The organism is Algoriphagus hitonicola (assembly GCF_900113375.1).
Classification (GTDB): domain Bacteria; phylum Bacteroidota; class Bacteroidia; order Cytophagales; family Cyclobacteriaceae; genus Algoriphagus; species Algoriphagus hitonicola.
The window spans coordinates 219,402-233,481 of sequence record NZ_FOPC01000007.1; the positions used below are offsets into that span (position 1 = coordinate 219,402).

14 protein-coding genes are annotated in these 14,080 nt (G+C 40.9%); 11 read left to right on the forward strand and 3 right to left on the reverse strand.

Annotated elements, in window-relative coordinates; all coding sequences use genetic code 11:
• Window positions 1-243 precede the first annotated feature (243 nt).
• Both BM043_RS11490 and BM043_RS11495 read right to left on the reverse strand, forming a co-directional pair.
• Window positions 244-1,611, reverse strand: coding sequence for a Gfo/Idh/MocA family protein (locus BM043_RS11490; protein WP_092791764.1), 1,368 nt, complete (start codon window positions 1,609-1,611; stop codon window positions 244-246).
• A 108-nt stretch (window positions 1,612-1,719) separates the two neighbouring features.
• The gene (locus BM043_RS11495) at window positions 1,720-2,451 is read right to left on the reverse strand and encodes a nitroreductase family protein (RefSeq protein WP_092791766.1); all 732 of its coding nucleotides are present in this window, start codon (window positions 2,449-2,451) and stop codon (window positions 1,720-1,722) included.
• 92 nt (window positions 2,452-2,543) lie between these two features.
• Here BM043_RS11495 and BM043_RS11500 point away from each other — a divergent pair, with 92 nt between their 5' ends.
• The 3 genes from BM043_RS11500 to BM043_RS11510 are packed head-to-tail and all read left to right on the forward strand — an operon-like array spanning window position 2,544 to window position 5,220.
• Entirely contained in the window at window positions 2,544-4,034 is a 1,491-nt protein-coding gene (locus tag BM043_RS11500; protein WP_092791768.1) for a DUF5687 family protein, read from the forward strand.
• Window positions 4,031-4,726 (forward strand): ABC transporter ATP-binding protein, encoded by a 696-nt coding sequence (locus BM043_RS11505; RefSeq protein WP_092791770.1) that lies wholly within the window; start codon window positions 4,031-4,033, stop codon window positions 4,724-4,726. Before BM043_RS11500 ends, BM043_RS11505 begins: the two co-directional genes overlap by 4 nt.
• A gap of 47 nt (window positions 4,727-4,773) precedes the next feature.
• Window positions 4,774-5,220: a hypothetical protein gene (locus BM043_RS11510; RefSeq protein ID WP_092791772.1), complete on the forward strand. Its 447-nt coding sequence runs from the start codon at window positions 4,774-4,776 to the stop codon at window positions 5,218-5,220.
• Window positions 5,221-5,251: 31 nt separating this feature from the next.
• On the opposite strand, the gene BM043_RS11515 is transcribed toward BM043_RS11510, so the two are convergent.
• Window positions 5,252-6,475 carry an ATP-binding protein gene (locus BM043_RS11515; RefSeq protein ID WP_245753021.1) on the reverse strand — a complete coding sequence of 408 codons (1,224 nt, stop codon included), beginning with the start codon at window positions 6,473-6,475 and terminating at the stop codon, window positions 5,252-5,254.
• Window positions 6,476-6,789: 314 nt separating this feature from the next.
• Here BM043_RS11515 and BM043_RS11520 point away from each other — a divergent pair, with 314 nt between their 5' ends.
• The 8 genes from BM043_RS11520 (at window position 6,790) to BM043_RS11560 (ending at window position 14,038) form a co-directional block, all read left to right on the forward strand.
• Window positions 6,790-7,137, forward strand: a complete 348-nt coding sequence (locus BM043_RS11520; RefSeq protein ID WP_092791774.1) for a hypothetical protein — start codon at window positions 6,790-6,792, stop codon at window positions 7,135-7,137.
• 45 nt (window positions 7,138-7,182) lie between these two features.
• The gene (locus tag BM043_RS11525; RefSeq protein WP_143189526.1) at window positions 7,183-7,425 is read left to right on the forward strand and encodes a hypothetical protein; all 243 of its coding nucleotides are present in this window, start codon (window positions 7,183-7,185) and stop codon (window positions 7,423-7,425) included.
• A 196-nt stretch (window positions 7,426-7,621) separates the two neighbouring features.
• Entirely contained in the window at window positions 7,622-10,429 is a 2,808-nt protein-coding gene (locus BM043_RS11530; protein ID WP_092791777.1) for a type I restriction endonuclease subunit R, read from the forward strand.
• 30 nt (window positions 10,430-10,459) lie between these two features.
• Window positions 10,460-11,347 (forward strand): DUF488 domain-containing protein, encoded by an 888-nt coding sequence (locus BM043_RS11535; RefSeq protein ID WP_092791778.1) that lies wholly within the window; start codon window positions 10,460-10,462, stop codon window positions 11,345-11,347.
• A gap of 3 nt (window positions 11,348-11,350) precedes the next feature.
• Window positions 11,351-12,181 (forward strand): hypothetical protein, encoded by an 831-nt coding sequence (locus BM043_RS11540; RefSeq protein WP_092791779.1) that lies wholly within the window; start codon window positions 11,351-11,353, stop codon window positions 12,179-12,181.
• Entirely contained in the window at window positions 12,178-12,339 is a 162-nt protein-coding gene (locus BM043_RS11545; RefSeq protein ID WP_218144147.1) for a type I restriction-modification enzyme R subunit C-terminal domain-containing protein, read from the forward strand. Before BM043_RS11540 ends, BM043_RS11545 begins: the two co-directional genes overlap by 4 nt.
• Window positions 12,339-13,118 carry a hypothetical protein gene (locus BM043_RS11550; RefSeq protein WP_092791782.1) on the forward strand — a complete coding sequence of 260 codons (780 nt, stop codon included), beginning with the start codon at window positions 12,339-12,341 and terminating at the stop codon, window positions 13,116-13,118. The genes BM043_RS11545 and BM043_RS11550 overlap by 1 nt, the downstream gene beginning before the upstream one ends.
• A gap of 311 nt (window positions 13,119-13,429) precedes the next feature.
• Window positions 13,430-14,038: a restriction endonuclease subunit S gene (locus BM043_RS11560; protein ID WP_092791786.1), complete on the forward strand. Its 609-nt coding sequence runs from the start codon at window positions 13,430-13,432 to the stop codon at window positions 14,036-14,038.
• The last annotated feature ends 42 nt before the right edge of the window (window positions 14,039-14,080 follow it).

Below are 14,080 nucleotides of genomic sequence, written 5' to 3' on the forward strand. Positions count from 1 at the left end.
TTAATATTACGGATGATCCTTTATTTTCTGTTAATATTAGGGAAATGTAGGAGGACTTTTGGCGCTTTTTTCAACTTGATATTGGCGAAAAATTGGCTTCCTTTTTTCTTTTAAACTAATTTTCAGCAAGGATTGATTTTATCTGGGCACATACAAAAATGCGAAAGTGCACCCCGAATTTTTTAAAATAAAAAGAGGTAAAAAAAGCTGTCAATTTTGATTTGACAGCTTAGAAAACGGGAATTAAACCTGATCCGGTTCCGGATGGGTATAGGGAGCTCGATAAGGGCGACGCAGTTTTTCGGTTGCCTCGGCATCTCCAATTACCGTTCGTGTTTCGGGATCATATTTCAGTGGTCTACCTCCGAGCTCCATAGAAATATTTGCCAAGATGCAAGATGCTGTAGAAATATGGCCTTGCTCCACATCGGCGATTGGGAGCGTATCGGTTTCAATGGCTTTAAGCCAATCCTTCATATGGAGACGGGTAGCCGGCGCCGCATTGAGTTCGATTCGGTCTTCATCCAAATCTTCAGGATATTCTTCTCTTTCGTAAACGACATCATAGTGCTTGGGCTCTTGACCTTCGCCATAGGGAAAAAAGTCAGCCTGCATCGTGCTGCCAGCGAGCATGCCATTTTCTCCGTAGATTTTGAAAGCCCAAGGGTATTCCGGATCAGTTGGATTTCCCCAGCTGCGATGCTGCCAGACGACATTGAGTTCTGGAAATTCGAAAATCGCAGTCTGCGTATCGGCGATATTGGATTTTCCTTCTTTTTGGACAAAAATCCCTCCTGTCGCCGTGACCTGAGAAGGCCATCCGAGCTGCAGCATCCATCTCACGGTGTCTAGCATGTGCACACACATGTCTCCGGTGATGCCGTTTCCATATTCCATAAAAGTCCGCCACCATCTGGTATGCGGCAATCCATCGTAGGGGCGAAGTGGTGCAGGTCCGGTCCACAACTCATAATTGAAGAAGTCCGGTACCGGCTCCTCCGGTGGATTTCCATTGGCTCGCATATGGAAGTAGCAGCAGACCTCTGCGTGGGAGATTTTTCCGAGTAATCCCGTGTCAATAATGTCTTTTTTTGCCTCGATCAAGTGAGGTGTAGATTTTCGCTGCGTACCGATTTGAACGACCCGATCGTATTTCCGTGCTGCTGCCAAAATCGCTTCGCCTTCGATGACATCCACCGAAATCGGTTTTTGGAGGTACACATGGGCGCCAGCTTTAAGTGCATCTATTGCCTGCAGCGCGTGCCAGTGATCCGGAGACCCAATCAAAACAAACTCTGGTTTTTCTTTGGCCAGGAGGTCTTGATAGTCTTCATAAAGTGGGGGGATTTTTCCTGATTTTTGACGCTCGGATACCAGTTTACCGGCAGCTTCCAGCATATTTTTGTCGGGATCTGCCAATCCAACTACTTCGACATCCGCAACTTGGATGAGGCGAAAAAGATCGGATTTGCCATACCAGCCGGCTCCGATCAGGGCCACTCGGATAGGGCCTTCCTGATTTTTGAAATCCATGCCCAGCAAGCCGAAACTTGCCAAGGTCATCATTGCTGAGGAGCCTTTTAAAAAGTCTCTTCGGTTAACGTGATTCATAGGTTTTTGGGTTTTGAGAAACGTATCGCAAACAAGTTACAAAATGCCTCCAAACCCACAAATAGTCTTTGGATAGACGGAGGAAATCCGTCAGATTATTTTGTCGCTTTATTTTTGAATGATCAGTTCGGAGGAATTTACCCGGAAACGCTCACCATAAATTCCTTCTGGGAGACCTTTGCCGCAGCCGATAATCATAGCGATTTCGGAGCTTTTGGGCAAATTAAGAAGCTTTTTGACTCGTTTGGAATCGAAACCTTCCATGGGGCAGGTATCATAACCTTCCGCTTTCATACCCAACATAAAAGTCATGGCAGCCAAAGAAGCACTCTTGTGAACTGAAATCCGAACCTCAGTTTCGCCCACCTCGCGTACCATGGGCCGGCGAAGTCCGACCCACCAAGCGATGAGTTTTTTGATCAATGACCAGCCCGGATAGTTTGCAAAGAGTTTTGGGATTAGGTTTTTGTAATAATTTTTGGCTTGGTTGACCTTTTTCTCAGACTGATTTTGAACGCTTGAAGTGAGGTATTGATAGTTTGCTTCGGCCCTTGATTTCCAGAGATCCCTTCGAGTGATGATAACTACGAGTTCCCGTGCGGTGATCGCAGCTTTTTGCCTCATGCAGAGTTGGGCAAGCGGATCCTTAAGCGGAGAAGACTCTGGGATTCGGATAAATTGATACAGTTGTAGATTGGAGCTGTTTGGTGATAGAATGGCTGCTTCCAGACATTTGGAAACCACTTTGTGATCAAATTTTTCGGCTTGGTCAAAAATCCGAACCGATCTCCGCTGCTTCACCACATCAAAAAATCCTAGGTCCTGTTTCAAATTCTGCATTTATCTAATTTTTTTTAGGCTAGATCAAAGTCAAATTTAAGCTTTATGATTATTTTCAAGCAAAATTTAAATCTTAAACCAACCTTGCTTCTATGATTTTTCAATTGATTCGATTGCAGTTTATAAAAAGCGCTCGATCCACTTCATTTGCAAAGAGTATTCTCACGAATATTTTCTTGGGATTTATTATTTTGCTTCTGCTAAGTTACGTGGTAGCAGCTGGTTTTTTTCTCAAAGATATCATCATAGTTCTAGACGGAGATGTGGATCCCTTGGAAGCACTCAATGGGTATTTGATTTTCTTTTTTTTGACTGAGTTTATGTACCGGTATTTTCTACAAAAACTACCAGTAGTGGAATTAGAAAGCCTACTTCATCTTCCAATCGGAAAGCGTTGGATAATGAATGTTTTGCTCCTTAAGAGTTTTATTTCTCCGCTCAATTTGATTGCTCTTCTACTTTTTACGCCATTTGCTATTCAGGTGATTCTTCCACAGTTTGGTGCAGTGGCGATGTGGGGATGGGTAGGCGCTATCGTGCTGACAAGTTGGATTTTGCACTGGTTTATGCTTTGGTTCAAGCAGCGTTTTGAGGATAGCGCCATTGGGTTAGCGGTGATTATTGCAGTTTTGCTCCTCGGTGCCGGATCAAACTATCTGGGATGGTTCAACTTGGGGGAACTCATGAAGCCGGTTTTTGATTACGCGATCCAAAGTCCAGTTCCTTTGATTGTATTGGCAGTATTGTTAGGGGTTAGCTATTGGCTTTGCTATCAATATCATGTGCAAAACGCCTATTTAGAGGACCTGGCGGGAGAGCAGGAGGAGGTCAGATCCTTCGGACAGTCGATCGGTTTTTTTGCTCGGTTTGGCCTCGCCGGAGAGATGGCCAATTTGGAGTGGAAACTGATCATCCGTCATAAGAAAAGCCGGACGTATCTGATACTTTCGGCTTTTATTCTGCTTTATGGATTGATTTTTTACACCAATCCGGCTTATAGTTCCGATGAAGGGATTTCGCCCATTTTTATTTTCGTAGGCGTATTTATCACCGGGATATTTATGATTCAATATGGGCAGCTATTTTTGAGTTGGAATTCCTCGAGTTTTGATTTTTTCCTCAATCGAAAAGGAGGGGTGGAAGGACTGATCCGAGGAAAATACCTGCTTTTTATTTCGATTTCCGTAGTCTGTTTTTTGGCTTCGGTGCCTTATGTCTATTTTGGAATTGACATTCTATTGATTCACATGGCCACATTTTTATTCAATGTCGGTGTCTTGGTTCATGTGATTATTTATTTGGCACTTTGGAAGCCCAAACCCATGGATTTGAATAAAGGAGCGATGTTTAACTACGAAGGGGTGGGAGCGGCCCAATGGCTTATGGTGATTCCGATGATGGTTTTGCCTTATCTGATCTATTTGCCATTTGCCTTATTAATTAACGATTATGCGGGGCTAATCGCGCTTTCGGTGGTTGGCTTGATTGGAATTTTGGCTTACAAGCCACTAAGCAAAATCAATGTGCAACGAGTATATCAAAATCAGTACGAAATCTCATCATCTTTTAGACAGGAGCTATGATCAGCGTAAAAAATTTAAAGAAGCAATATAAGGAGGCCGTGGTTTTGGATGTAGAATCACTGGAAATTCCCAAATCGGAATGTTTTGGTTTGGTGGGAAATAATGGAGCAGGGAAAACGACACTTTTTCGGATTATGCTCGATCTGGTCCGTGCCACGGAAGGCTCAGTGGAAATCAACGGTACCGATGTCAGCAAATCCGAAGAATGGAAGAGAACTACCGGAGCGTATCTGGATGAGCATATGCTATTAAGTTATCTGACGCCGGATGAATATTTTGAGACGCTTCGCAAAATTTATGGCTTATCTGAGGCAGACTTGAAAACTCACTTGGAGCGATTTACCGACTTGTTTAACGATGAGATCGTCGGGAAGAAAAAGTACATCCGGGATCTGTCTAAAGGAAATCTTAAAAAAGTGGGAATCGCCGCTGCTCTGATGGGAAATCCTGAGGTGGTATTTTTGGATGAACCCTTTGAAAATCTGGATCCAAGTTCTCAAGTTCGATTGAAAAAATTGATTCTCCACGAAAAAGAAGCCTCTCAGATCACCTTTTTGATTTCTTCACATGACCTCAATCATGTGACTGAAATCTGTGATCGCATTGTCCTATTAGAAAAAGGAAAAATCATCCGCGATCTCCGGGAAAAAGCCGAAATGATGCGGGAGCTGGAGGAGTATTTTGTAGGGTAGGAAGAAACGATAGTTTTTCTGAGGATGATATTCTAGAATAATTCACCATGAAAAGATACCTGCAACATTTATTGAAAGATATACGAAGCGCTCATCGACCGGAAAATTACTTCGAAAAAGAAAAACATAGTGCTAAAAGTGATGAGGATGAATTAAAAGAGCATTTTGCAGAAGTGGATCGGTTTTTAAACCTAGAAGCGGAACCTACTTTTTCAAACTACTGTGGGTTGGAAAAAGAGATATTTCCACCATCTGATTACTATGGGCTCGATGAGCTTCAACAGGTTAATTTTGAGTTTCGACAGATGTTGAAGTCCTGGAACTTGGGAATAGATTTGCCCAAAAACTTACCCAAAGAAAGAGTTTATGATTTAATGCTAGGGATATTAGACCATCCAGTATTAATTTCAGAATATGGTTTTTTCCATTTTGATTTTTGCACGGGAAATCCTGAAGGCTGCGAACTTGATGAGTATTGCTCCTGCCTTGAATAGTTGGAGGAACTCTAGTGGCTTTTGAAAACCATCAATTGTTTTCATTTTCAAGCAATGCCAAAAAATCCTTGAGCCCAATGACCTCTGTCATTCCTGTGATTTGAAATCTTTCCGTTCCTGAGTAAATGACCATTTTTCGGGTAGCTCCTATATCTTCACAGGCTTTATGAAAACCAGCGGAAAGTGATGGAGCGATTGATCTTTTTATCTCAATTGCCCAAACTTCTCGATGTCCTTTTTCTAAAATCAAATCGATTTCGGTTTGGTTGCTAGATCGGTAGTAACTAGCTGTCCATTGATTAGAAATTGAGTTGAGGATGTTTTCTACCACAAAACCTTCCCAGCTCGTCCCTAATATAGGGTGACCAAGCAATTGATCAAAACTGTGGATACTCAGTAGATTATGAAGCAAACCAGAGTCCCGGATATAAATTTTGGGGGATTTGACGAGTCTTTTTTTTGTATTACCGGCCCAAGGTTGCAATTTTCTTATCATAAAGAAATCTTGCAGTGTGTCAAGATAAGTTCTAGCTGTGGTGTGACTGACTTCTAGGCTTTTTCCGATATCGCTAAGGTTAGCTTGCTGACCATGAAAATGTGCCAGCATTGTCCAAAACCGCTTCATTCGTGTGGCTGAAACTTGTGGGCCAAATAAGGGAATGTCTTTTTCCACGTAAGTGGTGATAAAGTCATGTCTCCAATTCCAGCTTTCCTGATCGGATTCTGCCAAGTAGCTATCAGGGAACCCCCCTCGAAACCACAATTTCTCCGGATTAAAACCCAATTGCTCCTCCTGGTAAAGCTCTTGAAAAGCAAAGGGTGTCAGTTCTAAGTAGCGAATTCTTCCAGCTAAGGTTTCTGAAGATTGTTGAAGTAGATCTTTTGATACAGACCCTAATAAAAGGAAGTGTCCAGCCTTTTCTCCATTTCTTTTTCGGATATCAACTAAACTTCGGATAATTCGGAATAAATCAGCCTTTCGCTGAACCTCATCGATTACCAACAATTGATTGTTGAACCTTCGAAGGTAGCTTTCCGGATCATCGAGTTTGGCTAGGTCAGAATCTAGCTCCAGATCTAGATAGTGGACAGGTTTTTCCAAAAGTGGTTTGGCAAACTCTAAGGCCAAGGTAGTTTTTCCCACTTGTCTCGGACCTAAAATCACCACAACTGGCATCGACTTCAGAGCTTGTTTAAGCCTATTTTCAAGGGTTCTGTGGATCATGGTAATCGTATAACGACTTTCAAATTGCATGAAAATTAACCAAAAAGTATGTAATCTGAAAGTTAAACTTTCAAATTATATGTTTTTTACTTTAAAAGTATGTAATCTGAAAGTTTTGAGGAGGAAAAGCTATAATCAAATAACTTACAGGAATGCTCAGAGCTCTTGCTGTTTATAGTAAAAAAGTACATTCCTTTAATACATTGGGAAACCAATAGTTAAAGATTAGAATGCGAAGTTGTTTTTATCCTAAATGTCCTCTATTCAGTAAAAAATACCCTGTACAGGGTATTTTTTGGAATTCAATATTCTTTACTTTTATTCCAATTAACCTTTCGAACTTTATGGATCTTAGGATTTTTGTTTTAGTCGGAATAGTCAGCTGCTCATGGATAGTAACAAGCTATTATGATTTTGCAATTCAACAGGGGCTTCCAATTGGTAAGTTTTTTCTTCCAGACAACGGTAAGAATTTCAAGCTTTTTACAATTATTGCAGGTATTTATTTCACAATTGCTGGGGCTATTGATTTTGGATGGTATTTCTTCTTAATCATTCCTGTTGTCTCATTCCTAATTGCATTTATACTCACAAGAATGTTAGGAAAGCGTGCACAGATAGTGGGGCCTATTGGCTTCGTTCTCTTGGTGATTACTAATGTCCTTGTCCAAATTGAATTGATTAATATTTAGGTAATTCAGGACAGGTCAAAAAAATCAACTCTAACCCTTAATACCATGAAAGCTATATTTGGTCTAATTGGAATCATATTCATGATTACAGCTACTATAACCCACATTTGGACAGTAATTATCGCCTTTACTGAAGGCGGTTTTTTTGGCGGTGTTCTTTCTTTTCTCCTTCCATTTCTTTCCGAAATCTATTGGATGTTTCAAATGTTTGGGGAAAATGATGCCTATGCTTATACTGCCCTGATCCATTTAATATTGGCTATCCCCATTTCCATGGTCAGTCGATAGAATCGAATACGCCTCAAGGAATCGAGAAGACAAGATGGCTGATGCTGAGCTTCTTGAAAAACACCAACTTTGGTGCACCAAGTTCGGTATTCATTCCATATATAAGTCGTGCAGTCCTTAATATCACCACAGTTATCAATTGTCTTTAGCTTTTTCAAATTAATTTTCTAATTTAAACCCTTCAAATCATTTTTTAATGAACCAACCTAACCAAAACCCTGAGCAAATCGCAAGAGATCTGATTGATAGCCAATTGGAGCAGGCTGGTTGGTTGGTGAAATCCAAAAATGAAGTAAATCTTTCAGGCGGAAAAGGGATAGCAGTTCGGGAATACCAAACCTCTTCCGGTCCTGCCGATTATGTTCTGTTTGTCGATCGCAAGCCTGTTGGAGTGATTGAAGCAAAACGGGAAGAGGAGGGAGAGCGATTGACGGTGGTGGAGGATCAATCACGGGAATATGCTACTAGCAAGCTGAAATACCTGAAACATGATGATTTGCCTTATGTGTATGAAAGTACGGGGACAATCACACGTTTCACGGACTACAATGATCCAAAGCCTCGATCACGTCCTGTTTTTCACTTTCACAAGCCTGAAACATTGGCAGAATGGAATGGACAAGCTGAAACCCTTCGTGCACGATTGCTGAATACTCCTCCATTGGATGAACAGGGTTTACGTCCCGCGCAGAAATCGGCAATCAGGAATCTGGAGAAATCATTCCAGGCAAACAATCCCAAGGCGTTAATTCAAATGGCAACTGGTGCAGGCAAAACATTTACTGCTTGCACCTTTGTGTATCGCTTGTTGAAGTTTGCGAAAGCAAAACGTGTGTTGTTTTTGGTAGATACCAAAAACCTTGGTGAGCAAGCAGAACAGGAATTCCTGAAGTATCAGCCAACGGACGATAATCGGAAGTTTACTGAATTATACAATGTACAGCGATTGACGTCAAGCTATATTGCTTCAGACAGTCAGGTCTGTATTTCGACCATACAGCGCTTGTATTCCATTTTGCAGGGCAAGGAATTGGAAGAGTCTGCTGAAGAAGAGAATCCAAATGAATCAGGTTGGACTGTCTCCCGATATTTATCGGGAAAAGATCCTTTGCCTGTGGCATACACGCAAAAAAACCCGATTGAACAGTTTGATTTTATCATCATAGATGAATGTCACCGTTCGATTTACAATCTCTGGAAACAGGTGTTGGATTACTATGATGCATTTCTGGTTGGTTTGACTGCAACCCCAGATAAGCGGACTTTTGCTTTCTTTAATCAAAACGTTGTCAGTGAATACACCTATGAAGAATCTGTTGCAGATGGGGTGAATGTGCCTTACGATGTTTTTACCATTGAAACAGAAATTACCAAAACAGGGTCGATCATCAAAGCAAAGGAGTTTGTTGACAAACGGGAAAAACTAACCCGGCGCAAGCGCTGGGAACAGCTGGATGATGATTTGACATACACTCCAAACAAGTTGGATAAAGAAGTGGTCAATCCAAGTCAAATCAGAACGATCATCCGTGCATTCAAAGAAGCACTTCCAACGATCTTCCCAGATCGATTTGATGAGGATAGGGAGTTTGAAGTGCCCAAGACCTTGATTTTTGCGAAGACAGATAGCCATGCAGATGATATCATTCAGATCGTCAGAGAGGAATTCAATGAAGGCAATGATTTCTGCAAAAAGATCACCTACAAGATCGAAGAAGATCCCAAGTCTGTGCTGAACCGATTCCGTAATTCCTGGGCTCCTCGCATTGCTGTGACAGTGGATATGATTGCCACCGGAACGGATGTAAAACCGTTGGAAGTTTTGCTCTTTATGCGGGATGTGAAAAGCAGCAATTACTTCGAGCAGATGAAAGGCAGGGGAACACGCACGATCAACTTTGATGATCTGCAAAAAGTCACCCGAACCGCCAAACATACCAAAACACACTTTGTCATTGTCGATGCCATCGGGGCTATCAAGTCTAAGAAAACAGACAGTCGACCGCTGGAGCGCAAGCCAACAGTGCCGTTAAAGGACTTGCTTGGTGCAATAAAAATGGGAGCACAGGACGAAGACTTGTTTCTGTCCCTTGCAAACAGATTACTTCGTTTGGAAAAAGAATTGAGTCCTTCTGAGAAAGAGAAGTTTTCTGAACTCGCAGATGGGAAAAGCTTACAAACGGTGATTAAAGACTTACTAAATGCCTATAATCCTGATGTAATAGAAGGCATAGAACAAAAAGTGTCTAAGGAAAAAATCGGGCAAGCACCGGATGAAATTTCCAAAACCATTGCTCTGGAAGTGGATCAGCTTCGGACTTCTGCTGCGAAGGTCTTTACAGGAGAACTCACCGAATATGTAGAGAAAGTACGAAAAGCGCACGATCAGATCATTGACTATTCAAATACTGATAAGGTAATAGGTAAAGGGTGGGATAAGTTTACAAAAGAGAAGGCAAAAGAAGTAGTTGCGGATTTTACTGAATACATTCAGACTCATAAGGATGAAATCATCGCTTTGGAGATCTTCTATGATCAGCCTTACCGAAGAAGAGAACTCACCCTGAAAATGGTGAAGGATCTACTGGATCGAATCAAACTGGATCGACCGATGCTTGCGCCCAACTATATCTGGGAAGCCTATCAGCAACTGGGGCAGGTGAAGGATAATTCACCGAAAAAAGAATTGATCACCTTGGTCTCCCTGATCCGGAAAGTGGTAGGAATAGACACTCAGCTTACTTCGTATGATGCAACAGTGAATGAGAATTTCCGCAAGTGGATATTCCAACAGAATGCTGGACAGCATAATAAATTCACAGAAGAACAATTGGCATGGCTGCGGATGATCAAAGACCATATTGCTTCCAGCTTCCAAATTGGAATGGATGATCTGGATTATACTCCTTTTGATAAAAATGGAGGAAGAGGGACCATGTGGAATCTTTTTGGGACAGAAACAGCCGCACTATTTGAGGAATTAAATAAGGAGCTTTCAGCTTAACAATAAGTATAGGCTACCTTTGAAAAGATTATGATGTATTACAGAAGGAAAATAGTATTGGCGATTTTGGAAGCTTTTGGCGGCGAGCTGGAAAAACTTCAGTTTCAAAAATTGCTTATGCTTTTTACCACCTACCAACAGGAAAAAAGCTTTCATTTTGTTCCCTACAAATTTGGCTGTTTTTCCTTTCAGGCAAATGCGGATCTCTCCACAATGAAGAAGTATGAGCAAGTAGCCGAAAGTGAAAAGACATGGAAGAAGCTTGATCAGGCTGACTATTGGGCAAATCTAAAGCCTGAGGATAGAATAGGAGTAACCAAACTGAAGGCGAAATTTGAAGGAAACACTTCCAAAGAACTGATCCGCTATACCTATGTTCAGTTCCCTTACTACGCCATCAACAGTACTGTAGCCGAGCGGTATCTGAATGCCAAGGAAATGGCAAGTGTAAAATCTGCGATACCCCAATCTTCCAAAAAAGCACTTTTTACAATTGGTTATGAAGGACTCAGCCTAGAGGAATATATGAATAAACTCCTTGCTGCAGATGTCAAGGTACTCTGTGATGTTAGAAAGAATTCCTTCAGTATGAAGTATGGCTTCAATAAATCCCAATTACAAATGGCTTGTGATGGGGTAGGAATTCGGTTTATCCATATTCCCGAGGTGGGAATTGTAGCGGACAAAAGAAAAGAACTGAATACCCAGCAGGATTATGATGTACTTTTTGAAGACTACAAAAAGACAGTACTTCCTCAGACTTTATCCCAACAAGAAGAAATAATGGAGCTGATCCAGACCCATGATCGGGTTGCAATTACCTGCTTTGAAGCAAATATCTGCCAATGCCATCGCAAGCATTTGGCAGAGGCGATTTGTCAATTACCTGATTTCGAGTACGAACTTTTACATTTATAAAGTATGCCGAGAGAAAAGATATTGTTGACAGTAACCACCTATCCTTTGCCTTCAAGAAGCTATGATGAATTGGTCTGCACGGCAGGAATGCGGGAAGATGGTACTTGGATAAGAATATATCCTATGCCGTTAAGTTACCTCAAAGGACTGAAATCTACCGGGAAAGTTAAATCCAGAAAATATACATGGATAGAATTGGATCTAGTAAAACGGACCGATGATTTTCGTCCTGAGAGCTACTCACCTCAGGATTATGAATTCAAAGACATTGTCATAGGTGATACGATAGATACCAAAAACAACTGGCAAGCTCGAAAATCTATTTGTCTGAAAAATGTCTATACCAATCTGACTAAGCTTATAGAAGATTCTAAAGATCCTAAAAATATCTCTTTGGCGACTTTCAAACCTACAAAGATCAAGCGACTGATCATTGAGAAGGATGTGGCCGACTGGAAACCAGTTTGGAAAGCCTTACAAGATCAGATGGATCTATTTAATGAACCCAAGGCAGAGGCAAAAGAAATATTTCCGAAAGTCCCTTGGAAATTCAAGTATGAATTTGAAGATGATGAGGGTAGAGTTTCCAAGCTTATGATCGAGGATTGGGAGATTGGTCAGCTCTATTGGAACTGTCTTAGAGATGCCGATGGTGATCAAGATGTCGCTTTGGAAAAAGTGCGCCAGCAATACGAAACCAATTTTCTGGAAAACAAAGACCTTTACTTTTTCTTGGGAACTACCAAAGAATGGCATACACGCAGAGCTAATAATCCATTCGTGATTATTGGAGTCTTTTATCCAAAGAAGGAAATTCAAACTTCTTTATTTTGAAAATCAAAGACTATATCGCTTCTAGTTTCCATATCGGGCTGGATGATCTGGATTATACACCTTTTGATAAAAATGGAGGAAGAGGGAAGATGTGGGCTTTGTTTGGGGAGGAAATGGAAAAAGTGATTCAGGAATTAAATGAAGAATTGGTAGCCTGATGAAGCAAAAAGAGTTAGAAAGAATTCATATTGAGGACTTCCTTAAATTATTGCCTGTGGAATATTCAGGGAAATTAATAGATTTTGAAGAACCTGATTTCATTTTGGAAACAAAGTCGGGATTGATTGGAATAGAGCATACTCAGCTTTTCAAAAAGGAGGATCACAATGGAATAATTCCTAAGCGACATGAAAGTGAGGCATCCAAAATTCTAATGCAGGCTCAAGAAAAGTTCAATAGCCTTTCGGATGAAAGAGTCCATGTTGAAATTTATTTCAATTCAGACTATGGAAGAAAAGTATTGGAAGAGCCGTTACAATTGACCGCAAGGGAAAGAAAATTGTTGGTCGATCCATTGGTTGATTTTGTCCTAAAGAATATTCCCTCAAAAGGAAGTTTCCAAGGCTTTGAAAGTCCTGACTGGAAAACAGGTGAATACATCTTGCCAAAAGAAATTGGAGACATCGTAATTTCAAATCGTGAAACACTCCCTAAATCAATTTGGACTCAATCCAATGGCGGAATGGTTCCTGAGTTTTTGAGAGGTTCTTCCTTTTTTGAATCCCTAAACAAGAAAAATGGTAGGGTTTCCAATTATAAAAGGGCCTATGATCAAATTTGGTTAGTGATGGTCGCAGATCGAAATGAATTCGCCTCTTATTTCGATTTTAGTGACGTGATTTGGCCGCAAATCGAAACCCCTTTTGGTAAAGTATTCATTTACAGAGCTGGGGAGAATGCCTTTCATGAATTACCAATTACTTCAAGCCATGAATAACTACTGCCATGAAAAATATTTCAAGCTGATCATCATCCTCAGCACCCATAAGGGTAACATCAGAGAAAGGTTTCTTCAATCAGAAGAGTTGCTCCAATTGATCAATTCGAGTATGCCTAAACACCTTCAATCGGATTGGGAATTGATTTTCAGAAATCTGCAATCAAAACCTGCATTCATATCTGACTCCGGAAAAATCAATTATTCTAGCCTTGAAAATACCATTAGATCCAAGAAACACTTAAGCCTTTCAATGGTGGCTTCGGATCTTGTTTCATTTTATTTCGATAACCTTTTAAACTCAAATAGGAATGATTAAAGGTTGGGTTTTGGTTGCACTTGGTGAAATTGCTGAAATAATCAGTGGCAAAAACCAAAAGGAAGTAGAAAATCCGAATGGTGAGTATCCTATTTATGGAAGTGGAGGAGTTTTTGGTTTTGCCGATCAGTATTTGTGCCCTCCTGGAACGACTGTAATCGGAAGAAAGGGGACAATTAACAATCCGATTTTTGTCAATGAAAAGTTTTGGAATGTGGATACTGCTTTCGGAATTCATCCTTGTGAATATGTTCTCCCAAAACTGCTCTTTTATTTTTGCAAAGGGTTCAATTTCAAAAAGCTAGATAAGAGTACTACAATTCCAAGTCTTGCTAAGAGGGATCTTCTCCAAATAGACTTTCCATTAATTCCCCTTCCCGAGCAGCGAGCGATTGTAGCCCGGATCGAGGAGTTGTTTAGCGAGTTGGATCATGCGATCGCCAATCTCAAATCCGCCCAAGCCAAACTCGAAATCTACCGCCAAGCCGTTCTTAAAAAGGCTTTTGATGGGGGATTTACAAAGGAGTTTAGGTTGCAACATTCCATATCTGGATTTACTACAAAAAACTGGACAATATTTTTAAGCCTGTTTTTGAATTGATTTAATGCCGCCTGCCGCGGGGCTACTCAACTAATCAGTGGG